Consider the following 22,236-nt stretch of genomic DNA (forward strand, 5'->3'; position numbering starts at 1 on the left):
TCCTGGATATTTAATGTCCAGGATATGAAGAAGATGAACGAGATTTTGGTGGTGGGCGGCGGATTCGCGGGTGTGTGGAGCGCGGCGGCTGCGGTGAGGGCGGCCAACGATGCCGGGGAGAATATCGGGGTCACGCTGGTCAGCGCCGGGGACGACCTGGTGATCCGGCCGCGGCTCTATCAGAGCGACCCGGGCCGCATGCGTGTGCCGCTCGACTCGATCCTCGGGCCGGTCGGTGTACGGCGGGTGGCCGCCACGGTGCGGGCCATCGACGTCGCCGGGCGGACCGTGACGGCGGTCGGCCGGGACGGTGAGGAGCTTTCCCTGGCGTACGGAAAACTGGTCCTGACCGCCGGAAGCCAGGTCGTGCGGCCCCGGCTCGAAGGGGCGGCGCACCTGTTCGACGTGGACACCATCGGGGCCGCCTCCGCGCTCGATGAGCACCTGCGGGACCTGCCGCCGCACACGGTCGTGGTGGTGGGGGCCGGCTTCACCGGGCTCGAGATCGCCACCGAGCTGGCCGGGAGGGCCGAGCGGGTCGTCCTTGTCGACCGGTCCTCGGCGGTCGGTGCGGCGCTGGGTGAGGGGCCGCGAGCGGAGATCGAGGCCGCCCTCGACCGTCTCGGCGTGGAGCGGCGACTGGGTACGACGGTCACGTCACTCACGCCGTCCGAGGTCCGGCTCTCCAGCGGCGAGGTCATCGCGAGCCCGACCGTGGTGTGGACGGTCGGCATGGTGGCCAGCCCGCTCACCGCGCAGATCCCGGCCGCCCGGGACGGGCTGGACCGGCTGCTGGTCGACGGCGCCATGCGGGTGCCGGGTGTTCCCGACGTCTACGCGGCCGGTGACACGGCGGCCGCGATGGTCGAGGCCGGGCAGCTGACGATGCAGAGCTGCCAGTACGCCCAGCCGATGGGCAAATGCGCGGGGCACAACGCGGTCGCCGACCTGCTGGGCCGGGCGACGCTGCCGTTCACCCCCGATCCGTACAGCAATCATCTCGACCTCGGCCCGGCCGGCGCCGTCGCCACGAAGGGCTTCGACCGGGTCGTCAGTCACACCGGGGAGCGGGCCAAGGCCGAGAAGCAGATCATCAACACGCGGTTCATCTATCCGCCGGCGTGGTCGGCCGAGGCGCTGCTGACCCGGGCCGGGCGGCTGTCGAACCGTGCCGCCGCAGCAGCATAGGGACGAGCATGGCCGGGAACATCAGGAGGTGGCCGGCCAGCATCAGGGTGCCGCCGTCGACGAGGCCCATGCCGTACGGGATGAGCAGCACCAGGAAGGGCGCGGCCATCGCGGCGCACATCTCGGCGATGTGGGGCCACGAATGCTTGCGGACGAGCATCCAGGCGGCCATGCCGACCGACATGTTCACGGTCATCGCCATCGCCTCGGCGGCCGGGTAGGCCTCCAGCGAGGGCCACAGGGGAGCCAGGGCGAACATGCCCACGAACATGGCGACGACCATCTCGATGTAGTGGAGGGCGAAGCGTGTTTTCGTCATACGCCGATGGTCGGGGCGCCGGGGTCATGATCTCAGGTGCCGAAGGTCATGGGTGGGGTCACGGGATCAGGCCGAGGTCGCGGGCGCGCAGGGCGGCCTGGGTGCGGTCGCGGACGCCCAGCTTGCCGAGCACGTTGGTCACGTGGTTCTTGACCGTGCCCTCGGCCAGGAACAGGGCAGCGGCGATCTCGCGGTTGCTGCGGCCCTCGGCCAGGAGGCGGAGCACCTCGGTCTCCCGGTCGGACAGCGGGTCGGCGGGCGGCTGGGGCGCGGCCGCCCGGGCGAAGGTGGCGACCACCTTGGCCGCCACCGAGGGCTGAAGGACCGACTCGCCGCGGTGGGCGGCCCGGACGGCCTCGACCAGACGCTCCGACGACACGTCCTTCAGCAGGTAGCCGACCGCTCCGGCGCGCAGCGCGGCGAAGACGTCGGCGTCGTCGTCGAAAGTGGTCAGGGCGATGACCTGGGTGCCCGGGTGGGCGGAGCGGATGCGGCGGGTGGCCTCGATGCCGTCGAGCACGGGCATGCGCAGGTCCATCAGGACCACGTCGGGGCTCGTCCGCGCGACCTGGGTCAGGGCCTCGTCGCCGTTGCCGGCCTCCCCGGCCACCTCCAGGCCGTCGACCACGCCGAGCAGGACGGCCAGGGCCTCACGGAACAGGGCCTGGTCGTCGACGATCAGCACGCGGGTCATCCGGGCACCTCCATCCGCAGGGTGGCGCCGCCGCCGGGGGCCGGCTCCAGGGTGAGGCGGCCACCGATCCGGTCCGCTCGTTCGCGCAGGCCGCGCAGTCCGAAACCGCCCGTGTCGCGGCCGGCGACGCCGGTGCCGTTGTCGCGCACCTCCAGGCGTACACAAGCAGGGTCTGAGAAATCGAGAATCAGCCGAGCCTCGGCCGCACCGGCGTGCTTGTGGACGTTGGTGAGTCCCTCCTGAGCCGTACGGAACAGGGACTCCTCGGCCTCCGCGGTCAGCGGGCGGGCCTGGCCGACGATGATCGTCTCGTCCGTCAGCCGCTTCAGAGCCTCGGGCAGGGGCGCGGTCGAGCGCAGCGCCCCGACGGACCGCCGCACCCCCCGCAGCGCCTCCTCGGCCTGATCCTGCGCCTTGCCGAGCATCTCGTCGGCCTTCGAGGGCTGGGACAGGACCGCGCGGGCCGCCTTGATCTGCATCTGGACCACGGTCAGCGCGTGCCCGAGCCCGTCGTGGATGTCGCGGGCGAACCGGTTGCGCTCCTCCAGAACGGCCAGGCGCTCCACTTCGGCCTGGGCCCGCGCGAGCTCCTGGCGCGCGGCCTGCTCCCGCATCAGCAGCTTGGTGAGGACGGCCGCGAAAACAGCCGCCGCGAGCAGCCCGAGCCCTTCGCGCACGCCCTCGGACAGCGCCATCCCGGCGTGGAACAGCGGCAGAAGCACGACCAGCACGACCACGGCCGCCACCGGCATGGTCAGCGTCGCCTGGATGACGAGCACGACCAGCATGAGGGTGGCGCCGACCGACGCCTCGGAGACGACGAAGACCGCAAAGCCACAACAGAAGAGACTGATTATGTACGCGTATGAGAGCCGTGGCCGGGCCTTGCGCGTGACCCACTCGTACCCGGCCGTGGCCAGCACCAGGAAGATCGCCCCGGGAACGAGCGCCACGGGCGGCCGGCTCCCACCGGCCACATCGACCAGCAGCGTCACGAAGGCCGCGACGGTCAGCGCGGCCATGGCTGCTCTCACGCCCTTACTTTCCGGCAGCCCCGGCCCGGGGTCAAACGCCTGTCCGCCCAGCGGCCGCCCGCTCATCGGCCCACCGGCCAGGCCGTCGGCCGTGGTGGGTTCTGGTCCTTAGCAAGTACACAGGCGCGTCACAGGTTCATGGGGGCGCTGGGTGTGATTCATTCTCGCGTTATGCAAGATCTCTAGCGTCCCGGCCCATGAGATCAAGAGTCCTGCCCTGGGTGGGGGCGGTCGCCACCGCCACGACGCTGATCGCGTCGCCGGTGGCCGCCAACGCCTCGGTCAAGCCCACAGCGCCTGTCACCGGTGGCATCCCGCTGGTCGACACCGCGGAGCGGATCGGGCCCGGCATCGATCTGCGGCACGTGCAAGCGCTGGAGAGCAGCGGCTGGTACGACGCCCGGTTCCTGACCGTCGACCTGTCCGAGAAAGCCGTCAGCACCGACCTTCTCACCTCCGGGGCGGTCGCCTCGGGTGGGCCGCTCAGCGAGGCCGCCGACAAGGCCGGCGCGGTCGCCGGGGTGAACGGTGAGTTCTTCGACATCGGTGGCAGCAACGCCGCCCTGGGCGGGGAGATCCAGAACGGGCAGCTGGTCAAGACCGCCGACGTCAGCGGGCGGCAGCACGTCGGCGTGAGCAAGGACGGTGTGGCCCAGCTCGTCGACCTCGCCGTCGACGCCGGCGCGGTCTTCGGCGGGGCCGACCACAAGGTCCTCACCATCAACGCCGCCAACGGCGCTGGTGTGCCCGCGGACGGCCTGGTCGCGTACACCCGAGCCTGGGGAACCTACAGCCGCAACCGCGGGTTCACCGGTGTGGACGCGGTGGAGGCGGTCGTCTCCGGCGGCAAGGTCGTCTCGGTCGGCGCGCCCGGCGCGGGGGAGATCCCGGCCGACGGCTTCACCCTGGTCGGGCGGGACACGGCGGCGACGGCGCTGCGGGCGCTGAAGGCGGGCGACGCGGCCACGCTGTCCTACGGGATGTCGAACGACGCCAGCAAGGCCATGAAGTTCGCCCTGGGCAACGGCGGCACCGTGGTGAAGGACGGGAAGGTCGTGCCCGGCCTCGACCCGTCGATCGCGCCGCGCACCGCGCTGGGCTTCAAGGACGGCGGCAGGACCCTCGTGCTGGCCACCTGGGACGGTCCGGGCGGCACCGGCAAGGGCGGCGTCGGCATCGACAAGGAGGCGCGCGACCTGGCCGCGCTCGGCGTGCGGACCGCGGTCAACCTCGACGGCGGTGGCTCGACGACCATGGTCGCCAGGGCTTTGGGCGACGACCAGGCCACCGTACGGAACGTGCCCTCCGACGGGCACGAGCGCAACGACCCCAACGGTGTCGGCGTCTTCGTGGCGCCCGGCGACGGCAAGCTCCACGACCTGCTGATCAACGGCGAGGCCAAGGTCTTCCCGGGGCTGCACCGCACGCTGACCGCGGCCGGTGTGGACGACCACCAGACTCCCGTGGCCGTGAAGCCGCAGTCGGTGCGCTGGTCGGTCAAGTCCGGCGTGGTCACCGCCCCGCGGCGCGGTTCCGTGCTGGTCACGGCCTGGGCGGGACATGAGCTCGCGGTCAAGAAGGTCGACGTGCTGGGCGCTCTGGACCGGGTCGAGCTCTCGGCGCAGCGGCTTTCCATCGCCGAGGCGGCCGCCTCGCAGGCGGTGACGGTCGGGGTGACCGGCCGCGACGATCAGGGCTACACCGCGTCGATCGACCCGGCCGACCTGAAGCTGGCGTACGACCACAGCGTCATCGACGTGGTTCCGGCCGGCGGCAAGCTGAAGATCGTCCCGCTGAAGGCGGCGGGCACGGTCCTGACCATCTCGGTGGGCGGCAAGTCGGTCCAGCTGCCGATCACCATCGGCGTGCAGACCGTGACGGCGTACGGGTTCGATGACGACGTGCTGGCCCGCTGGCGCAACAACAGCACCGCGGCGACCACGTTCGCGAAGGACGCCGACGGCCTGAAGATCGACTTCCCGGCGATGCGCAACGTGGGCATCACGGCCACGTCGGCCGCCGGCCGGATCGCCGTGCCGGGGCAGCCGCTGCGCGTACGGGTCCGCATGAAGTCCAGCATCAGCGTGCCGGCCGGGCTGACGTATCTCGGCTACTACGACGGCACCGGCAAGGCGTCCGGCGTCTACGGCACCGCGCTCGAGGCGAGCACCGAGTGGCAGAACGCCACCTTCACGCTGCCCGCCAGCACGGTCTTCCCGATCGCGATCGCCAGCTTCCAGGGCATCAACACCGCGGTGGCCCAGCAGAAGGCGGGCACGTTCGTCCTCAACCGCGTCGAGGCCGACGTGCCCACCTCGATCGACCTGCCGGCCCGGCCCGCCCTCCAGGCCGACCGGCTCGTCTCGGCCGACGGCACACTGCCGGGCGGCTATGGCACGTGGAAGTTCGCCTCCCTCTCGGACGTGCAGTTCACCGCGGACAACCCGGCGCTGACCCAGGTCGCCACCGCCGCCATCCAGCGGATCCGGGCCACCCGGCCCGACCTGGTCATCCTGAACGGCGACATCACCGACCGGGGCCTTCCGCAGGACCTGTCGCTGGCCCGGCAGGTGCTGACCGACGCCGGCTGCGACCTGGTCGCGGCGGGACAGAAGCCGTCGGGCAAGCCGGGAACGGTGCCCTGTTACTACGTTCCGGGCAACCACGAGTCGTACGGCCTCGACAACACCCAGCAGGATCTGACCAACTTCACCAAGGAGTTCGGCCGGCCGTATCAGACCTTCGACCACAAGGGCACCCGGTTCATCCTGCTGGCCAGCTCGCTCGGCTCGCTGCGGGCCTCGGCCTGGGACCAGTGGCCGATGTTCGCCCAGGCGCTGACCGACGCCGAGCGTGACCCGTCGGTGCGCAACGTCGTCGTGGCCGCCCACCACCCGGTGGACGACCCGGCCGACACCAAGTCGAGCCAGATCACCGACCGCAACGAGGCGGCCCTGATCGAGAAGCTGCTCACCGACTTCCGCGGCAGGACGGGCAAGGGCGCGATGATGATGGGCTCGCACGCGCAGATCGCCGACGTCCACCGCCTCGAGGGCGTCCCGTACTTCGTGCACCCGTCGTCGGGCAAGGACCCGTACGGCACGCCCGACCGGGGCGGCTTCACCGGCTGGGCCGACTGGTCGGTCGACCGGACCCGTAACGCCGCCCAGCAGTGGCTCACGGTGGACGTGCGGGCCTTCGCCCAGTCGATCACGCTGAACGCGCCGGTCTCGGTCGCCCCGGGCCGGACGGCCTCGCTCAGCGGCAGCATCGTGCAGCCGGAGGGCGTCGGGACCGGCACGCGGGTGGTGCCGCTGCGGTATCCGATGTCGGTGCACTGGAGCGGCTCGTCCACCCTGGCCATCGGCAGCGGCGACCAGGCCGTGGCGGCCGCCCGCCGCAGCGGCAAGGTGGCCATCCTCGACCCGGCCACGCGCGAGCTGACCGCGCTGCGCCGCGGCTCGGTGACGGTGACCGTGACGAGCGACTCGATGCGCGCCTACACGGGCGCGGCGTCGCTGGCCCCGATCACCACCTCGAAGACCGTGACGGTCAAGTAGGCCCGGCCGCTGGGCCGAGGGGACTCATCCCTCGGCCCAGTCGGTGGAGGCGGCCAGGGCCTCCTGCGGCTCGATCTGGGCGAGACGCTCGCGCAGGGCGCTCGTCACGAACCTGTACGCGTCGGAGCCGAGCACCAGGCGCAGCGGGGCCGGTGACTGGCCGGCGCTCTCGATGATGCGGGCGGCCATCTTCGCCGGGTCGCCCAGCGGGGGACGGGTGCGGTCCTTGGCCCCGCGGACCATGGCGGCGGGTGTGTTGTCGTACGCCTCGAGCGGGGTGGCCAACTGCAGGCTGCCGAACCGGAACTCGGTGCGGGCGCCGCCCGGCTCGACGATCGTCATCTCGATGCCGAACGGGGCGACGTCGCGGGCCGTGCCCTCGATGAAGCCCTCGATGCCCCACTTGCCGGCGTGGTAGAGCGAGGCGCCCGGGTTGGTGGCCTGACCGCCGTACGTGGAGATCTGGATGACCCGGCCGCCGCCCTGGGCCCGCAGGTGCGGCAGGGCCGCCCGGACCACCGCGATCGAGCCCAGCAGGTTCGTGTTGATCTGGGCGATGACCTGCTCGTCGGTCAGTTCCTCGGCCGCGCCGAACAGGCCGTAGCCGGCGTTGTTGACGATCACGTCGACGCGGCCGAGCTCGGCGAACGCCCGGTCGACGGCCGAGCGCACGCCCGGCCGGTCGGTCACGTCCAGGGTGGCGACCCAGAACCGGTCGCCGTACTTCTCCCGGAGATCGTCCACGGAGTGCGAGCGCCGCACGGTGCCGGCGACGCGGTCGCCCCGCGAGAGCAGCTGTTCGGTCATCTGGCGGCCGAAGCCGCTGTTGACGCCGGTGATGAACCATGTCTTCGATGTCATGAGGTCGACTCTGCGCGGGCCGCGGGGGAAGTGGCAGACAGAGTTGTTCCTGGTAGTGGCGGGGACAGGCACCGGGGCGCGGCGGCTCGTACCGTGGGGATCATGGACAACGCGCTGGGCGATTTTCTGCGGGCACGCCGCGAACTGGTGACGCCGGGCGAGGTGGGCCTGCCCGGCGGCGGGCTGCGCCGGGTGCCGGGGCTGCGCCGCGAGGAGGTGGCGATGCTGGCCGGGATCAGCGCCGAGTACTACCTGCGCCTGGAGCAGGGCCGCGACCGGACGCCGTCGGCCCAGGTCGTCGAGGCGCTGGCCCGTGTCCTGCGGTTGGACGCCGAGGGGACCTCGTACCTCCTGGACCTGGCCCGGCCGAAGAGCCGGCGCCGGGCCCCGAAGGCCGCCGACCGGGTGCCGGACGGCATCGAGATGCTGCTGGGCACGCTGAACGTGCCCGCGTTCGTGGTCAACCGCTATCGGGACGTGCTGGCCGCCAACCCGCTGGCGGCCGAGCTGTCCCCGCTGATGCGGCCCGGCACGAACCGGCTGGTCGTGCTCTTCACCGACCCGTCGGCCCGGCTGGCCCACCCTGACCTGGACGAGAACGTGGGCAACGTGGTGGCGCAGCTGCGGGCCGAGATGGGCGCCGACACCGACGACCCGCGCCTGCAGTCGCTGATCGGCGAGCTGTCGCTCAAGAGCGAGCAGTTCCGCAAGCTGTGGGCCCGGCACGACATCCACCGCGGCGGCAGCGACACCGGCGTCATCCACCATCCGCGGGCCGGCGAGATGCGGCTGCGCCGCGAGAAGCTGGCCGTCATCGGCAGCGACGGCCTGCAGCTGGTGATGTACCACGCCGAGCCGGGCAGCCCGGCCGCCGACGCCCTGGCCCTGCTGGCCAACGAGCTGGAAACAGCGGGGCCGCCGTGAGTCAGCTGACTGAGAGGTTCCAGTCGAGGATCTCCTGGGTCGACGACGTGCTGCCGGTGGAGCCGGTGAAACCCGCCCACGCCATGTCGGCGCCGACCTGGGCCGCGAGGTCGACGGTCGTGCTGATCAGCTGCCGGCGGCCGACGTGCACGGCCAGGTTGTGGGTGCCGGCGTCGTAGGTGACACGGACCCAGACGGGCGTGCCGAACAGGGGCGTGCCGGTCGGTGCGGCGGCCAGGTGGTAGTCCGGGTTGCCGCGCAGCACGACACCGGCGTGGCTGGCGTCGGCGTCGCCCGGGTTGCGGAAGTCGTCCAGCTCGACCGCCACGCTCTCGTGGATGCCCCGGTAGCCGAGGCCGCCGCCCCAGCCGCCGAGGGCCCTCGGGCCGGCCGCCTGCACCAGGAAGGCGACACCGTCCGCGCCCGGGGCGTTGCCGCGCAGGTGCACGCCGAAGCTGGTCTCGAACGAGCGGGTCAGGTCGATCTGCTCGGCGCCCCACGCCGAGCCGGCCTGGCGATAGCCGCCGCCGGTCAGGCGCAGCACCGAGCTGGGCGAATCGCTGGCCGACACGAAGCTCGCCGAGCCGTTGAGGCTGAAGTCGCTGAACGGGAATCCGCCCGGCGCGGCCTGGGCGGGCGACGCCGCGACGGCGGCCGCCACGGACGCGGCGGCGGTCAGCAGACCGCCCGTCAGCCGCTTGCGATAGACAGACTGGGACATTGTTCCGTCCTCCAGAGAAGCGGTGTTGGCGGGCTCAACGTAGGTCGGCCGAGGGGCTCCCGTACGCGGAATCGGCGCATTGGCGGCAGGTGTTTGCGTCGGCATAGTTTGGGGATCTCAACAAGCTTTGAGGAGTGCGGAATGAGCGGCACGATCGATCTCGGCGGCCGGACGGTCCAGCGGCTCGGATACGGCGCCATGCGGATCACCGGACCGGGCATCTGGGGCCCGCCGGCCGACCACGACGAGGCGGTACGGGTGTTGCGCCGCTCGGTGGAGCTCGGTGTGACCTTCATCGACACCGCCGACTCGTACGGCCCGGAGGTCTCGGAGAATTTGATCCGGGAGGCCCTGCACGACGGCAAGGGCTACGGCGACGTGGTCATCGCGACCAAGGGCGGTTTTGCTCGTACCGGTCCCGGAGCGTGGGTGGCCCTGGGCCGCGCCGAATATCTCAAGCAGTGCATGCAGCTGTCCCTGCGGCGCCTCGGCGTCGAGCAGATCGACCTGTGGCAGCTGCACCGCATCGACCCCAGGACACCGCGCGAGGAGCAGTTCGAGGTGCTCCGCTGGTTCCTCGACGAGGGCCTGGCCAAGCAGGTCGGCCTGTCCGAGGTGACGGTCGAGGACGTCAAGCAGGCGCAGGACTTCGGAGTGCCGGTCGCCTCGGTGCAGAACCGCTACAACCTGGGCGACCGCCGGGCCGAGGAACTGGTGGACTACTGCGCCGAGCAGGGCATCGCGTTCATCCCGTGGGCGCCGGTCGACGCGGGCGCGCTGGCCCGGCCCGGCGGCCCGCTCGACAAGGTCGCGGCGGCCCACCCGGGCACGACGACCGGTCAGCTGGCGCTGGCGTGGCTGCTGCGCCGCTCCCCGGTGATGGTGCCGATCCCGGGCACCTCCTCGGTGGCGCATCTGGAGGAGAACTGTGCCGCTGCGGAGATCCGGCTGACCGACGAGGAGTACGAGGCCCTGGTCTAGGAGCGCCGGGCGGCGAACTTGCCGCCCGGGTCGAGGCGGGTGAGGATCGCGCCGGTGATCTCGCTGAGCTGGGCGATCTGTTCCGGGGTGAGGGCGTCAATGACGTACTCCCGGGCCGTGGCGACGTGGCCCGGCGCACTCGCCTTGACCTTCTCCCAGCCGGCGTCGGTGAGCCGGGCGTTCGTCGCCCGCCGGTCCTCGGGGCAGGGGAAACGCTCGACGAAGCCGCGCGTCTCCAGGCGCTGCACGACGTGCGAGAGGCGGGGGAGGGTGGCGTTGGTCATCTGGGCCAGCGCCGTCATCCGCAGCGTCTTCCGGTCGGCCTCGGAGAGCATCGCGAGCACGTAGTACTCGAAATGACCGAGGTCGGCGTCGCGGCGCAGCTGACTCTCCAGCACCCCCGGCAGCAGCTCGAGCACGGCGGCCAGGCGAACCCAGGCGTTCAGCTCCTCGGGGGTCAGCCATCGTGTGTCCATGACCACATCATCCCACGCAATTGGTTGTTGCTACAACTTAGGTTCGATGCGATAGTTGTAGCAACAACCAATGAGGGAGATGGTCCAGATGGCACACGTCAGCATCATCGGCACCGGGAACATGGGCGCGGCGATCGCGAACCTGGTCACCAAGGGCGGCAACACCGTCGAGACCTTCACCAGCGCCGACGCCGCCAAGCCGGTCACCGGCGACATCGTCGTGCTGGCGGTGCCGCACGCGGCCGTCGCCGGCATCATCGCCGAGCGGGCCAGCCAGCTGGCCGGCAAGGTCGTCGTCGACATCACCAACCCGGTCGACTTCGCCACCTTCGACGACCTGGTCGTCCCGGCCGACAGCTCGGCCGCCGCCGGCATCGCCTCGGCCCTGCCCACGGCGAGCGTCGTCAAGGCCTTCAACACCAATTTCGCCGGTACGCTCGTCGCCGGCACCAACGGCACGGAACCGACCGCGGTCCTGATCGCCGGCGACGACGCCGACGCCAAGGCCCTGCTGGCCGGCGTGGTCGCCGCGGCCGGTCTGCGCGCCGTCGACGCGGGCGGCCTCAAGCGGGCCCGCGAGCTCGAGTCCCTCGGCTTCCTCCAGATCGGCCTGGCCGCCGCCGAGAAGGTCTCCTGGACGGGTGGCTTCGCCGTCGTCGCCTGACGCTTGAAACCCCGGGGTGGTACGTCTTCGTACCGCCCCGGAAGCGGCCGCACCTACCGTCGGCGACATGAGGGCAGCGCCGGCGATGCTGGTGGTGGCGTCGGTCGCGTCGGCGCAGTCGGGGTCGGCCGTCGCGCGCACGCTTTTCGGGGAGCTGGGCCCGGCGGGCGTGCTGACCTGGCGGATGGGGCTGGCGGGGCTCGTCTTCGCCGTCGTCGTGCGGCCCCGGGTGTGGCGGTGGACGGGCGCCGCGTGGCGGGCCGCGATCCTGCTCGGCGCGTTCGCGGCCGGGCTGACCATGCTGTCGTACCTGGCCTTGCGGATCGCGCCGCAGGGGATCGTGGTGACGGCGTCGTTCGCCGGGCCGCTCGTGCTGGCGCTGGTGCAGACGCGGCGGTTGGCCGACCTGTCGTGGGCGCTGGTGGCCGCGGGCGGGGTGGCGCTGCTCGGGTTGCGGGCCGGCGCGGACGTGCCGCTGGCCGGGCTCGTGCTCGCGCTCGCGGCGGGCGCGTGCGGGGCCGGATACATCGTCTTCAGCGCGCGGCTCGGCGGGGCGGTCAGCGGGGTGGGCGGACTGGCGGTGTCGTTCGCGGTCGCGGCGCTGCTCGTGCTGCCTTTCGGCTTCTCGGGGGCGGTACAGGCGTTCGGTGAACCGCGCCTGCTCGGCGGCGCTGTCGTCGTTGCGCTTCTGGCCGGCGTCATCCCGTACACCCTGGAACTGATCGCCTTGAGAAGGCTGCCGACCCGGATCTTCGGCGTCCTGATGAGCCTGCAACCGGCGGCCGCGGCGGTCGCCGGGCTGGTGATCCTCGGGCAGCGGCTCGGCCCGGCCCCGATCGTCGCGCTGATGCTGGTCAGCCTGGCCGCGATCGCGCTTGTGCGGGGTGGTTACGATGCGCCGTCGGCGCACAGCCGGCGCACAGACTCGAGCCCTCAGGTGTAACTACATGACCACAGCGGACAAGCCCCGCGCGAACGTGTTGTGGCGGGTGCTGCCGTGGTTGATCCCGGCGGTCGCGGCCGTCGCCACGCTCCTCCGGCTCGACACCCCGGCCGGGCCGATCGCGATCTACGCCGCCTACTTCGCGGTCGCCGTCGTGCTCCCGGGCACGCTCGTGCTGCGCGCGCTGCACGGCAGCCGCGGCAACTGGCCCGAGGACCTCGGCCTGGGCGCGGCGGCCGGGCTCGTCGTGCAGCTGATCGGCTGGGCGCTGACGGCCGCGACCGGCGCCGGGCTGCTGCTGCCGATCTGGCTGGGGCTGGTCGTGCTGCTCTTCGTGGCGGTGCCCGGACTGCGCCGGCACTGGCGGATCAGCGATCCCCAGCCGCTGCCCCTGGCCTGGTCGTGGGGCATGTCGGTGGTGCTGCTCCTGGTGGTGCTGGCGGGGGTGACGAACCTCCGGACGGTCCCGCTGCCGCCGACGACGTTCCAGATCTACCAGGACATCTACTACCACCTCGCGCTGGTGCACGAGATGGCCCGCACGATCCCGTTCCACGTGCCCCAGGTGGACGGCGAGACGCTGCGCTACCACTACCTGTCCGACGCCGACATCGCGTCGGCCTCGGCCCTCACCGGCATCGCGCCGGAAACCGTCTATCTGCGACTGTGGTTCCTGCCGATCGTGGGCACGGCCGCTTTCGTCTTCGCGGCGCTGGCCCGCACGGTGAGCGGCCGCTGGTGGACCGGCCCGGTCGCGGCGGCGGCCGTCGTGGCCGGCCGGGCCATGCTGGCCAACGGCGCGGTCATGCCGTTCGGCAGCGGACTGCCGGTCATGCTGATCAGCCCTTCACAGACGTACGTCATGCCGCTCATCGCCCTTTTCACGGTGATCGCGGTCGACGCGCTGCGCGGCCGGCCGCTGCGCTGGATGTGGGCGGCGCTGCCGCTGCTCGCCGTGGCCTGCGCGGGATCGAAGTCGAGCGCGCTGCCGCCGCTGGTGGCCGGTCTTGGGCTGGCCGGCGTGGCGCTGCTGATCAAGCATCGGCGCGTGCCGTGGACGGCGGCCGGGCTGCTGGCCGTGGCCGGGTTCGGCATGCTGGCCGGACTGAGGCTGTTCGCCGGTGGGGGAGCGGGCACCCTGCAACTGCAGTTCCTGAGCACGTTGCGCCGGATGCCCCCGTACGAGCGGACGATCGGCTCCGGCGACGGCATCGAGCTCGGCGGCCTGGTGCCGGACGGGGTGGCCCACGCCGTGACGGCGGGCCACCTCTTCGTCGCCTTCGTCGTGCTGTGGTGGGTGGTGTCGCAGGCGCCGCGCCTGCTCGGCCTGGCCCTGCGGCCGCGCGACTTCGACGCGGCCTGGTGGCTGCTCGGCGGGATCGTGCTGGCCGGTGTCGGCGCGGTCTGGGTCTTCTGGCACCCGTCGTCCAGCCAGATCTACTTCTTCGCCGGCACCGCCCCGTTCGGCGCGCTGCTCACCGTCTGCGCCCTGGCCGACCGGGCCGACCGCTTCCGGGCGGCGGCGGTGGGGGCGGCGCTGGCCGCCGCGGCCTGGGTCGTGGTCGTGCCGCAGATCCACGGGCCGTCCCGGAACAACTTCGTGGGATGGGGCAAGGCCCTGGCCGAGCCGTTCCTCATCACGGCGGTGGCCGTGGTGGTGGCGGCCGGGATCGCGGTGGCCATCCGGCGCAAGCGGGCCCTGGTGGCCCTGCCGACGGCGCTGATCGCCGCGGTCGTCGCGGCCGGGCTGGCCGGCGGGGTGAGCTATCAGCTGGCGAGCCTGAACGACCCCCGGCCGACGGTGCGACCGGCCGTGGCCGTGACGGCGGCCGAGATGCGGGCCGCGCTCTGGCTCGGCGAGCACTCGGGCCAGGACGACCTGGTCGCCACGAACGTGCACTGCGTCCCTCTGAATGCCGAGAAGTGCAACGCCCGCGCCTTCTGGGTGGCCGGCCTCAGCGGGCGGCGCATGCTGATCGAGAGCTGGGGCTATTCGGACTCGGCGGTGGCCGCGCACGGGAAGAACGGGCTCGCGTACTACTTCCAGCCTCCGCCCGACCCCGCGGTCCACGAGCTGAACGAGCGCGCCTTCGCCCGGGGCGACGAGGCCGACATCCGGCGGCTGCGCGACGAGTACGGCGTGAGATGGCTGTTCGCCGACAGCCGGGCCGGTGAGGTCGCGCCCGCGCTGACCCGGCTCGCCGACATCCGCTATCAGGACGGCGCGGCCACGGTCTACGAGATCAGGCCCGGCGCCTGAGCCACGACCTCGACATCACGGGGCGTCAAAGGGCGCCCGCGGGTGATGACGACGACATGGTCCATGCCGTACGACCGCAACTCGGCGCACCGCGCCGCGAAAGCCGCCGCCGGCTCACCGTCGGCCAGCCCGGTGGCGACCGTCTTGGTGATGCCGCCGAAGTCGCGGCCGACGGCGTCGCAGTGCCGGCGCAGCACGTCGAGCTTGCGCCGGATGGTCGCGCCGCCGTCCGGGACGTCGAACAGGTTGCAGGCGTCGGCGTGCTCGGCCACCAGGCGCAGCGTCCGCTGCTCGCCGGTGCCGCCGATCAGGACGGGCGGCCGGGCGACGGGCGGCGGATAGGAGAGCGGAGTGTCGCCCTTCCAGGTGGCGGCGGCCAGCCGCAGCGTCTCCTCGAGCAGCCGGAAGCGCTCGCCGACCGGGGGCAGCGGCAGGCCGATGGCCTCGGCCTCGTCGGCCTGATAGCCGGCGCCGAGCCCGAGCCAGGCCCGGCCGCCGGAGAGCACGTCGAGCGTGGTGACGGTCTTGACCAGCAGCGCGGGAGCCCGGAAGGTGACCGGGCTGACCATCGCCCCCAGCCGGACGCGCGAGGTCACGGCCGAGAGGAAACAGAGGACCGAGTACGCCTCGAGCATCGGATCCGTGGCCTTGGCGGCGGGATCGGCCTGGACGAGGTGATCGGCGACCCAGAGCGTGTGCAACCCGCAGTCGTCGGCGGCCCGGCCCAGATCCCGCAGATCGACGGGGTGGTTGGTGATGCTCACGCTGACGTCCATCACGCGGCCGCCGTCGTGTATTGGAGCGCGGCCAGCTGCCAGCGGCCGCCGGAGGTGGCCCACATCTGGCTCACGCGGAACCGGCCGCGGATCACCTCGCCGTGGTATCGGCACTCGGACTCGACCAGGTCGGAGCGCAGACCGGAGCCCTCGTACGTGTGCGTGGTCCTCTCGACGACATCGAGTCGAACCTGCTCGTATTCGCTCTCGCGGTGAACGCCGATCCAGGTGTCGCGGTCGATGACGAAGCCGCGCGGCCCGGTGATCACCGCGTCGGCCGCGACGAGCTCGGTCAGGGTGCGCCAGTCCCCGTCGAGCAGGGCCCGGTTGACCCGCTGCTGAAGGTCGTCGATCGTGGCGCGCGTTGCTGTTGGCATGTCGCCTCCTCGATTGTTAGAGTCACTCTAAACTTAGAGCGACTAAAAAAGAAAGAGCAGGATGGGACTTCGCGAGGAGAAGAAGGAGCGCACCCGGCGCCAGATCGCCGACAGGGCGTGGGAGCTGTTCGCCGACCGCGGCTTCGAGCGCGTGACGGTGGCGCAGATCGCGGCGGCGACCGGGGTGTCCGAGGCGACGGTGTTCAACTACTTCGCGTCGAAGGAGGACCTGTTCTTCGAACGCCTGGACAGGTACGGGCTCGACCTGGTGGACGCGGTGGCCGCGCGGCCGGCGGGCGAGAGCGTCCTGTCGGCGTTCCGCCGCCTGCTGCTCGAGTCGGGCGGCCTGCTGGGCCGGGCGGGCGACGATCCGCGGGCCCTCGACCGCCTGCGGACGGTCAACCGGGTCATCGCGGACAGTCCGGCTTTGCGGGCGCGGGAGGAGCTTTCCTACATCCGTACGGCCGACGCCCTGGCCACCCACCTGCCGGCCGGCCCGGTCCAGGCCCGGGTGGTCGCCCACGCGCTGGTGGCGGTGCAGCGCTCCCTGGTCCGGCACGTCCGCGAGATCGTGCTGTCCAGCGCCTTTCCCTCCGGCGCAACGGCCGTTCCGTCCTCGCCCGCGTCCTCGCCCGTGCCCTCACCTTCGCCCGTGCCCTCACCTTCGCCCGTGCCCTCACCTTCGCCCGTGCTCTCACCTTCGCCCGTGCCCTCACCTTCGCCCGTGCCCTCACCTTCGCCCTCGCCGTCACCTTCGCCTTCGTCCTCGGCTGGGGCGGCGGGCGGTGAGCCGTCGTTGGCGGTTCGTGAGCTTTCGGCGGTTCGTGAGCTTTCGGCGGTGGTGGCGGCCGAGGGAGCGGAGGCCTTCGCCTTGCTGGAGCGGGGGCTTGGTGACTACGGAGCCACGGCGTAGAGCTCGACCAGACGATGCCGGGCCGCGGCCAGACGATCGCCGGTGACGGCGAGGAAGCGCCGGCCCAGGTCGAGGGCGAGGCCGGGGTCCTCGGCCATGAGCTTGTGGACCCGTACGGCGTCGAGCTCGACGGCCCGGATGTCCTCGGCCACGACGGCGCCGAAGCGCCAACGGCAGGGCGGGAGCAGCCACGACCAGCCCACCACGGCGCCGGCGCCGAGGCGCTCGATGGTGACCTCGCCACGGCCGGGCACGAACAGGTCGATGGCGACCGTCCCGGAGTGGACGAGCCAGAAACGGTCGGCCGCGCCGTCCTCACGGCACAGCCGGTGCCCCGAGGCGCGGTAGACCGGGCGGCCCGCCCACGACAGCCGGTGCGTCCAGTGCGCCGGCATGTCGGCCACGAAGTCGTGCATGGTGAGCAGATCGAAGACGGACAGTGTGGTCATGGCTCCAGGCTTGTCCGGCGGCCGGGCTCCCAGTAGGGCCGAAAGGACCGTCAACCTTCCGGCCCGGCCGGCCCGGTTACTTCCGCCGCCGGCCGCCCGTTGTCGCCTATCCGGCGGCGTCTCGGCGCCCGGGCCGTCACCATGGCCCGATGACCGACCTTGCTCCCTTGCTCGACCGGGTGGCCGCGGCGGCCCGCTGCCTGATCCGGGGCGACGCGCGCGGCTACTTCGACCTGCTCCCGCACGCCGGCGACTACACCTTGATGTCCCCGTACGGAGGCGAGGTCGATCACGGCGCCACTGTGACGGACGAGGCCGTGGCGGGCATCGCGGAGTGGTTCCAGGGCGGCGAGGCGGAGACCGAGATCGTTGCCGCCCACCAGTCGGGCGACCTGGCTGTGCTGGTCCTGATCGAACGCCAGCACGGCCGCGTAGGCGGCCTGACCCAGGACTGGTCCCTGCGGGTGACTTTGGTCTTCCGCCGGGAAGAGGACCGCTGGCTGCTCCTGCACCGCCACGCCGACGCGCTGACCCACCGCATCGACCACGACACGCTGGCCGCCCTGGCCCGCGGCGTCAGGCCGGGTTCCGCTCCAGATAGCGAAGCCCGCGCTTGAGATAGACCCGCGGGTTGGTGTCCAGGCACCGGGCCCACAAAGGTTCCGGTTCCCCGCGCAGCCAGGCATAGCGTGCCAGCGCATAGCCGTACATGGGCTCCGTCAGATAACCCAGCCGCGACGTCCGGTATCCCGCCTCGTGCCGGTTGAACTCGAAGGCCGCGTTGGCCGCGAAGATCCCCAGCCCGAAGTACACGCTCAGCAGATCGGTGAGCGGCTCGTGGTCTTCCCGCTCCGGATCGATCCGTAGCCCGCCACCCGCGCCGCGGTCGTCGTTGAGCAGGATCGCGTGGCCGAGTTCGTGGGCGATGGTGGCGACCAGGGCCATGGGCTCGGCCGCCTTGTCGTCGCGGATGCCGATGACCGAGCGCCCGTTCCGAACGCGGTGGTGCCCGGCCGCCACGTGCCATCGCCGGTTCAACGGCACGTACGCGGCCAACCCGTCGTCCTCGTCGTCAGCATCGTGTTCGAGGTCGATGCGCGCCGGATCGACCCCCATGTGCGCGCAGACCCGGCGGAACACCGCGCGGACGTCGTCCCGGCTTCCCCGGTAGACCCCCGGGAAGAACTCGTCCGTGGGCAGCACGACCGTCCCCAGCAGCCGCTCCCGCCCGAACTCGCCGATCATCCAGTCCAGCGACGTCTCGATCCAGTCGCGCTCCACCTCCCGTACCGGGCATTCCGCCCGCCCCCACCACCGCATTCCCCAATTGTGGAACCGCGGTTCAAGACAACAACACAGGCAGACCCCGCAGCCCGCGCAGAAGCAGCCCCGGCCGCCACTCGGGACGGGCCGACGGCGCCAGGCGAAGACCCGGGAACCGCTCGATCAGCCGCGCGAAGGCGATCTGCCCCTCCAGCCGGGCGAGCGGCGCCCCCAGGCAGTAGTGGATGCCGTGCCCGAAGGCCAGATGCGGATTGTTGTCCCGGTCGAGCACCATCTCGTCCGGCGACGGGAAGCGCTCGTCCCGGTTGGCCGCCAACAGCCCGATCACCACCTGGTCCCCGGCCGCGATGCGCTGGTCGCCGATGGTCAGATCGGTCGCCGCGATCCGGAACGTGGCCGTCTCCACGGGCGCCTCGAACCGCAGCATCTCCTCGATCGCCGCCGGCAGCAGCCCCGGATCGGCCATCACCCGCTCCCACCGCTCCCGCTCGTTCAGCAGCAGCCAGGCCCCGTTCCCGATCAGGTTGACCGTGGTCTCGTGCCCCGCGATGAGCAGCAGGAACACCATCGAGGTCAGTTCGTCCTCGCTGAGCCGGTCCCCTTCCTCGCGCACCTCGAGCAGCGCCGCCAGAAGATCGTCCCCACCTTGGTGGCGCCGCCGGGCAAGCAACTCCTGGATGTACGCGATCAACGCCAGCACAGCACCGGAGTGGTCGACGCCCGGCTGCGGCCCGCCCACGATGATGGTGGTCCACTCCCGGAAGGCGTCGCGATCGCCGGCCGGCACCCCGAGCAGCTCACAGATGACCTGAATGGGCAGCGGAAAAGCAAAGGCGTCGATCAGATCGACCTCGCGCCGCCCCGCCATGTCGTCCAGCAGTCCCGCGGTGATCTCCTCGATACGCGGGCGCAGCGCTTCGACGCGGCGGCCGGTGAAGGCCGCCGACACGAGCCGCCGCAGGCGCGTGTGGTCGGGCGGGTCGGCCGCGAGCATGTGCCGGCTGACCGAGGGAAGGCCGATCGCCGGGTACTGCTTGGAGAGCCGCGGATCGCTCAGCGCATGCTTGGCGTCCTCGTACCGGGTGACCAGCCAGGCGTCGGCCCCGCCGGGAAGCCGCACCCGATGCACCGGATCCTCGCTGCGCAGCCGGGCGTAGAACGGATGAGGGTCGGCGTGGAACGCCGGGTCGGTGAGATCGAGCTGAGCGTCCTGCGTCATGGGCTCTCCTCCGCGCCATCCATGGCTATCGATGAGAGTACCGGCCCGATCGCGATGCGCGACCGGGCCGGGCCATCGTCAGATCTCGCCCCAGTGGGCCGACTCGCCGGCGGGGGAGCGATGCTGCGGAACGTCCCACGGGTTGTCGTCGCGCAGCGGCTCGGGAAGCAGCGCGGGCGGGCAGTCCTGATAGGTGACCGGCCGCAGGAACCGGTCGATCGCGGCCGTGCCCACCGACGTGGTGGTCGGGTTGGTGGTGGCCGGCCACGGTCCGCCGTGCTGCTGGGCCGGCGTCACCGCCACACCGGTGGGCCACCCGTTGAACAGCAGCCGCCCGGACCGGTCACTCAACAGCGCGACGAGATCGCGCAGCCACGGCGAGTCCTCACCGGCGCCGGTGTGCACACCGGCCGCCAGCGACCCCTCGACCAGCCCGGCCAGCTCACCGGCGAGCGCCCCGCCGGGGTCGTAGCGAACGACCACCGACAACGGCCCGAACGCCTCGTCCAGCAACGTGTCCCGATGCTCGATCAGCGTCGCCAGATCGGTCTCCACCAACGTCGGCGAGGCATCAAGGTCGGAGACCTCGCCCGCTACGACCACCGTGACCCCCGGCGTGCCCAGCACTTCGTCGCGCCGCCGCGCATAACCCTCGGCAATGCCGGAATGCAGCAGCCGATGCGGCCCCGCCGCCTCGAAGGCACCGGCCGCAAGCCCAGCGATTCCCCCGGCCACGGAAGCATCCCCAGCCGGGTCGCCCGATGCGTCGCCTTCGGGTGCGGAAGTGACGGCCGGGACGAAGAGCAGGCCCGGCTTGGTGCACAGCTGGCCGGCGGAGCTGGTGACGCTGGTGGCGAAACCGGCGGCGATCTGGTCGGCCCGCTCGGCGAGGGCGGCCGGTGTCACGACGACCGGGTTGATGCTGCCCAGTTCGCCGTAGAACGGGATCGGGTGTTCGCGCTCGGCGGCGATACGGGCGAGCGCACGGCCCCCGGCCACCGATCCGGTGAAGGCGGCCGCCGTGATCCGCGGGTCGCGCAGCGCGGCGACGCCCTCCTCCTGACCGTGGATCACGGTCAGGGCGTCGGCCGGCAGGCCGGCCGACGCGATCGCGGCGCGGGCGATCTCGGCGGTGCGGTCGGAGAGTTTCGGGTGGCCGGGGTGGGCCTTGACCACGACGGGGCATCCCGCCGCCAGGGCCGAGGCCGTGTCGCCGCCCAGCACCGAGAAGGCGAACGGGAAGTTGCTCGCCGCGAAGTTGAGCACCGGGCCGAGCGGCACCCGGTAGCGCCGCAGGTCGGGCCGTGGGCCCAGGACGAAGTCCGGGTCGGCGTCGTCGATGCGCACGTCGAGGAACTCGCCCGCGGCCGCGACCGAGGCGAAGAGCCGGAGCTGCACGGTGGTCCGCTTGAGCTCGCCGCGCAGCCGGCCCTCGGCCAGGCCCGTCTCGGCCTGCGCCACGGGGACCAGCTCGTCGGCCGCGGCGTCGAGCGCGTCCGCGACGGCGACCAGGGCGCGAGCCCGATCGCGCGGTGAGAAGGCGCCGAAGTCGGCCGCGGCCGCGGCGCCGATTACGTCAGTCATGAGAACCTCAGAACGCGAAGCCGGTGGGATAGGGGTCGGACGGGTCGAGCATGTACTGGCCTATGCCCGTCACCCAAGCACGTCCGGTGATGGTCGGCAGGACGGCGGGCCGGCCGCCGACGGTCGCCTCGCCGATCAGCCGGCCGGTGAAACGGCTGCCGATGAACGACTCGTTGACGAAGTCCTGGCCGAGCGCCAGCTCGCCGCGCGCCCACAACTCGGCCATCCGGGCCGATGTGCCGGTGCCGCAGGGGGAGCGGTCGAACCATCCCGGATGGATGGCCATCGCGTGCCGGGACAGCTGGGCGTCGGAGCCCGGCGCGAGGAACTCGACGTGGTGGCAGTGGTCGACGCCGGCGATCGACGGGTGCTTGGGAGGGTCCTGCTGGTTGATCGCCTCCATGATGGCCAGCCCGGCGTCGAGAATGTCGCGCTGACGGGCCCGGTCGAACGGCAGCCCGACCGCGTCGAGGTCGACCATCGCGTAGAAGTTGCCGCCGAACGCCAGGCTGTACGGGACCGTGCCGAGGCCGGGAACGTCGATGCTCGCGTCCAGCCGGTCGCAGTACGCAGGCACGTTCTCCAGAGTGACCGCGTCGGCGTGCCCGTCGCTCACGTGCACCCTGGCGACGACCAGGCCGGCCGGGGTGTCGAGCCGGATCGTGGTGACCGGCTCGGTGACCGGCACCATGCCGGTCTCGACCAGCACCGTCGCCACCCCGATCGTGCCGTGCCCGCACATCGGCAGGCAGCCCGACACCTCGATGTAGACCACGCCGAAGTCCGCGTCCGGCCGGGTCGGCGGCTGAAGGATCGCGCCGCTCATCGCCGCGTGCCCGCGCGGCTCGTTCATCAGCAGCTGCCGGATGCCGTCGAGGTGCTCGATGAAGTGAAGGCGGCGCTCGTTCATGGTGGCGCCGGGGATGGTGCCGACACCACCGGTGACGACCCGCGTCGGCATGCCCTCGGTGTGCGAGTCGACCGCGGTGAACATGCGGGACGCGCGCAT

General features: G+C 72.0%; 22 protein-coding genes. 9 read left to right on the forward strand and 13 right to left on the reverse strand.

The features are described 5' to 3' along the window. Window positions 1-24 precede the first annotated feature (24 nt). Window positions 25-1,188, forward strand: a complete 1,164-nt coding sequence (locus ACFY36_RS04775) for an NAD(P)/FAD-dependent oxidoreductase (protein WP_499744533.1) — start codon at window positions 25-27, stop codon at window positions 1,186-1,188. On the opposite strand, the gene ACFY36_RS04780 is transcribed toward ACFY36_RS04775, so the two are convergent. The 3 genes from ACFY36_RS04780 to ACFY36_RS04790 are packed head-to-tail and all read right to left on the reverse strand — an operon-like array spanning window position 1,106 to window position 3,235. Beyond that, a complete protein-coding gene (locus ACFY36_RS04780) occupies window positions 1,106-1,507 on the reverse strand; it encodes a hypothetical protein (protein WP_499744534.1) in 402 nt (133 codons plus the stop codon). The two genes, ACFY36_RS04775 and ACFY36_RS04780, sit on opposite strands and share 83 nt — an antisense overlap. 58 nt (window positions 1,508-1,565) lie before the next feature. Continuing rightward, window positions 1,566-2,201, reverse strand: a complete 636-nt coding sequence (locus tag ACFY36_RS04785; protein WP_499744535.1) for a response regulator — start codon at window positions 2,199-2,201, stop codon at window positions 1,566-1,568. Beyond that, complete coding sequence (locus tag ACFY36_RS04790; RefSeq protein WP_499744536.1) at window positions 2,198-3,235, reverse strand: sensor histidine kinase; 1,038 nt, start codon at window positions 3,233-3,235, stop codon at window positions 2,198-2,200. The genes ACFY36_RS04785 and ACFY36_RS04790 overlap by 4 nt, the downstream gene beginning before the upstream one ends. A gap of 197 nt (window positions 3,236-3,432) precedes the next feature. On the opposite strand from ACFY36_RS04790, the gene ACFY36_RS04795 reads away from it, so the two are divergent. Further along, window positions 3,433-6,795 (forward strand): phosphodiester glycosidase family protein, encoded by a 3,363-nt coding sequence (locus tag ACFY36_RS04795; protein WP_499744537.1) that lies wholly within the window; start codon window positions 3,433-3,435, stop codon window positions 6,793-6,795. A gap of 24 nt (window positions 6,796-6,819) precedes the next feature. Here ACFY36_RS04795 and ACFY36_RS04800 read toward each other — a convergent pair whose 3' ends face one another. Next, window positions 6,820-7,656, reverse strand: coding sequence for an SDR family oxidoreductase (locus ACFY36_RS04800; protein WP_499744538.1), 837 nt, complete (start codon window positions 7,654-7,656; stop codon window positions 6,820-6,822). Window positions 7,657-7,758: 102 nt separating this feature from the next. Here ACFY36_RS04800 and ACFY36_RS04805 point away from each other — a divergent pair, with 102 nt between their 5' ends. After that, entirely contained in the window at window positions 7,759-8,580 is an 822-nt protein-coding gene (locus ACFY36_RS04805) for a helix-turn-helix domain-containing protein (protein ID WP_499744539.1), read from the forward strand. Between the two features lies 1 nt (window position 8,581). Here ACFY36_RS04805 and ACFY36_RS04810 read toward each other — a convergent pair whose 3' ends face one another. After that, a complete protein-coding gene (locus ACFY36_RS04810; RefSeq protein WP_499744540.1) occupies window positions 8,582-9,301 on the reverse strand; it encodes an L-type lectin-domain containing protein in 720 nt (239 codons plus the stop codon). A gap of 141 nt (window positions 9,302-9,442) precedes the next feature. Here ACFY36_RS04810 and ACFY36_RS04815 point away from each other — a divergent pair, with 141 nt between their 5' ends. Continuing rightward, window positions 9,443-10,282 carry an aldo/keto reductase gene (locus tag ACFY36_RS04815; protein ID WP_499744541.1) on the forward strand — a complete coding sequence of 280 codons (840 nt, stop codon included), beginning with the start codon at window positions 9,443-9,445 and terminating at the stop codon, window positions 10,280-10,282. Here the strand turns inward: ACFY36_RS04815 and ACFY36_RS04820 are convergent. After that, complete coding sequence (locus ACFY36_RS04820; protein ID WP_499744542.1) at window positions 10,279-10,758, reverse strand: MarR family winged helix-turn-helix transcriptional regulator; 480 nt, start codon at window positions 10,756-10,758, stop codon at window positions 10,279-10,281. The two genes, ACFY36_RS04815 and ACFY36_RS04820, sit on opposite strands and share 4 nt — an antisense overlap. Window positions 10,759-10,828: 70 nt before the next feature. Here ACFY36_RS04820 and ACFY36_RS04825 point away from each other — a divergent pair, with 70 nt between their 5' ends. From ACFY36_RS04825 to ACFY36_RS04835, 3 genes are all read left to right on the forward strand, one after another. Further along, window positions 10,829-11,422, forward strand: coding sequence for an NADPH-dependent F420 reductase (locus tag ACFY36_RS04825; RefSeq protein WP_499744543.1), 594 nt, complete (start codon window positions 10,829-10,831; stop codon window positions 11,420-11,422). A gap of 67 nt (window positions 11,423-11,489) precedes the next feature. Continuing rightward, window positions 11,490-12,365 (forward strand): EamA family transporter, encoded by an 876-nt coding sequence (locus tag ACFY36_RS04830; RefSeq protein WP_499744544.1) that lies wholly within the window; start codon window positions 11,490-11,492, stop codon window positions 12,363-12,365. A 4-nt stretch (window positions 12,366-12,369) separates the two neighbouring features. Continuing rightward, window positions 12,370-14,625 (forward strand): hypothetical protein, encoded by a 2,256-nt coding sequence (locus ACFY36_RS04835; protein ID WP_499744545.1) that lies wholly within the window; start codon window positions 12,370-12,372, stop codon window positions 14,623-14,625. On the opposite strand, the gene ACFY36_RS04840 is transcribed toward ACFY36_RS04835, so the two are convergent. Together ACFY36_RS04840 and ACFY36_RS04845 are read right to left on the reverse strand one after the other, a co-directional pair. After that, on the reverse strand, window positions 14,601-15,389 hold the full coding sequence (locus tag ACFY36_RS04840) for an LLM class flavin-dependent oxidoreductase (RefSeq protein WP_499744546.1): 789 nt from the start codon (window positions 15,387-15,389) through the stop codon (window positions 14,601-14,603). The genes ACFY36_RS04835 and ACFY36_RS04840 overlap by 25 nt on opposite strands. An 11-nt stretch (window positions 15,390-15,400) precedes the next feature. Further along, the gene (locus tag ACFY36_RS04845; protein ID WP_499744547.1) at window positions 15,401-15,778 is read right to left on the reverse strand and encodes a nuclear transport factor 2 family protein; all 378 of its coding nucleotides are present in this window, start codon (window positions 15,776-15,778) and stop codon (window positions 15,401-15,403) included. Between the two features lie 61 nt (window positions 15,779-15,839). Here ACFY36_RS04845 and ACFY36_RS04850 point away from each other — a divergent pair, with 61 nt between their 5' ends. Then, a complete protein-coding gene (locus ACFY36_RS04850; protein WP_499744548.1) occupies window positions 15,840-16,691 on the forward strand; it encodes a TetR/AcrR family transcriptional regulator in 852 nt (283 codons plus the stop codon). Here the strand turns inward: ACFY36_RS04850 and ACFY36_RS04855 are convergent. Further along, a complete protein-coding gene (locus tag ACFY36_RS04855; RefSeq protein ID WP_499744549.1) occupies window positions 16,673-17,140 on the reverse strand; it encodes a cyclic nucleotide-binding domain-containing protein in 468 nt (155 codons plus the stop codon). The genes ACFY36_RS04850 and ACFY36_RS04855 overlap by 19 nt on opposite strands. Before the next feature lie 149 nt (window positions 17,141-17,289). Between ACFY36_RS04855 and ACFY36_RS04860 the strand changes: the two genes are divergently transcribed. After that, entirely contained in the window at window positions 17,290-17,757 is a 468-nt protein-coding gene (locus tag ACFY36_RS04860; protein ID WP_499744550.1) for a nuclear transport factor 2 family protein, read from the forward strand. Here ACFY36_RS04860 and ACFY36_RS04865 read toward each other — a convergent pair. The 4 genes from ACFY36_RS04865 to ACFY36_RS04880 form a co-directional block, all read right to left on the reverse strand. Beyond that, a complete protein-coding gene (locus ACFY36_RS04865) occupies window positions 17,717-18,460 on the reverse strand; it encodes a hypothetical protein (protein ID WP_499744551.1) in 744 nt (247 codons plus the stop codon). The two genes, ACFY36_RS04860 and ACFY36_RS04865, sit on opposite strands and share 41 nt — an antisense overlap. Window positions 18,461-18,482: 22 nt before the next feature. Continuing rightward, window positions 18,483-19,643: a cytochrome P450 family protein gene (locus tag ACFY36_RS04870; RefSeq protein ID WP_499744552.1), complete on the reverse strand. Its 1,161-nt coding sequence runs from the start codon at window positions 19,641-19,643 to the stop codon at window positions 18,483-18,485. A 78-nt stretch (window positions 19,644-19,721) separates the two neighbouring features. Next, window positions 19,722-21,227, reverse strand: a complete 1,506-nt coding sequence (locus tag ACFY36_RS04875) for an aldehyde dehydrogenase (NADP(+)) (protein WP_499744553.1) — start codon at window positions 21,225-21,227, stop codon at window positions 19,722-19,724. Window positions 21,228-21,234: 7 nt separating this feature from the next. Beyond that, complete coding sequence (locus ACFY36_RS04880; protein ID WP_499744554.1) at window positions 21,235-22,236, reverse strand: proline racemase family protein; 1,002 nt, start codon at window positions 22,234-22,236, stop codon at window positions 21,235-21,237.

The sequence above is a fragment of the Actinoplanes sp. NPDC000266 genome (assembly GCF_042899005.1).
Taxonomy (GTDB): domain Bacteria; phylum Actinomycetota; class Actinomycetes; order Mycobacteriales; family Micromonosporaceae; genus Actinoplanes.

Bases quoted from the DNA above. Each gene is read 5' to 3' on its own strand.
- ACFY36_RS04775 (WP_499744533.1), top strand. From the start codon at position 25: ATGAAGAAGATGAACGAGATTTTGGTGGTGGGCGGCGGATTCGCGGGT.
- ACFY36_RS04780 (WP_499744534.1), bottom strand. From the start codon at position 1,507: ATGACGAAAACACGCTTCGCCCTCCACTACATCGAGATGGTCGTCGCC.
- ACFY36_RS04785 (WP_499744535.1), bottom strand. From the start codon at position 2,201: ATGACCCGCGTGCTGATCGTCGACGACCAGGCCCTGTTCCGTGAGGCC.
- ACFY36_RS04795 (WP_499744537.1), top strand. From the start codon at position 3,433: ATGAGATCAAGAGTCCTGCCCTGGGTGGGGGCGGTCGCCACCGCCACG.
- ACFY36_RS04800 (WP_499744538.1), bottom strand. From the start codon at position 7,656: ATGACATCGAAGACATGGTTCATCACCGGCGTCAACAGCGGCTTCGGC.
- ACFY36_RS04805 (WP_499744539.1), top strand. From the start codon at position 7,759: ATGGACAACGCGCTGGGCGATTTTCTGCGGGCACGCCGCGAACTGGTG.
- ACFY36_RS04810 (WP_499744540.1), bottom strand. From the start codon at position 9,301: ATGTCCCAGTCTGTCTATCGCAAGCGGCTGACGGGCGGTCTGCTGACC.
- ACFY36_RS04815 (WP_499744541.1), top strand. From the start codon at position 9,443: ATGAGCGGCACGATCGATCTCGGCGGCCGGACGGTCCAGCGGCTCGGA.
- ACFY36_RS04820 (WP_499744542.1), bottom strand. From the start codon at position 10,758: ATGGACACACGATGGCTGACCCCCGAGGAGCTGAACGCCTGGGTTCGC.
- ACFY36_RS04825 (WP_499744543.1), top strand. From the start codon at position 10,829: ATGAGGGAGATGGTCCAGATGGCACACGTCAGCATCATCGGCACCGGG.
- ACFY36_RS04830 (WP_499744544.1), top strand. From the start codon at position 11,490: ATGAGGGCAGCGCCGGCGATGCTGGTGGTGGCGTCGGTCGCGTCGGCG.
- ACFY36_RS04835 (WP_499744545.1), top strand. From the start codon at position 12,370: ATGACCACAGCGGACAAGCCCCGCGCGAACGTGTTGTGGCGGGTGCTG.
- ACFY36_RS04845 (WP_499744547.1), bottom strand. From the start codon at position 15,778: ATGCCAACAGCAACGCGCGCCACGATCGACGACCTTCAGCAGCGGGTC.
- ACFY36_RS04850 (WP_499744548.1), top strand. From the start codon at position 15,840: ATGGGACTTCGCGAGGAGAAGAAGGAGCGCACCCGGCGCCAGATCGCC.
- ACFY36_RS04855 (WP_499744549.1), bottom strand. From the start codon at position 17,140: ATGACCACACTGTCCGTCTTCGATCTGCTCACCATGCACGACTTCGTG.
- ACFY36_RS04860 (WP_499744550.1), top strand. From the start codon at position 17,290: ATGACCGACCTTGCTCCCTTGCTCGACCGGGTGGCCGCGGCGGCCCGC.
- ACFY36_RS04865 (WP_499744551.1), bottom strand. From the start codon at position 18,460: ATGCGGTGGTGGGGGCGGGCGGAATGCCCGGTACGGGAGGTGGAGCGC.
- ACFY36_RS04870 (WP_499744552.1), bottom strand. From the start codon at position 19,643: ATGACGCAGGACGCTCAGCTCGATCTCACCGACCCGGCGTTCCACGCC.
- ACFY36_RS04875 (WP_499744553.1), bottom strand. From the start codon at position 21,227: ATGACTGACGTAATCGGCGCCGCGGCCGCGGCCGACTTCGGCGCCTTC.
- ACFY36_RS04880 (WP_499744554.1), bottom strand. From the start codon at position 22,236: ATGCGCGCGTCCCGCATGTTCACCGCGGTCGACTCGCACACCGAGGGC.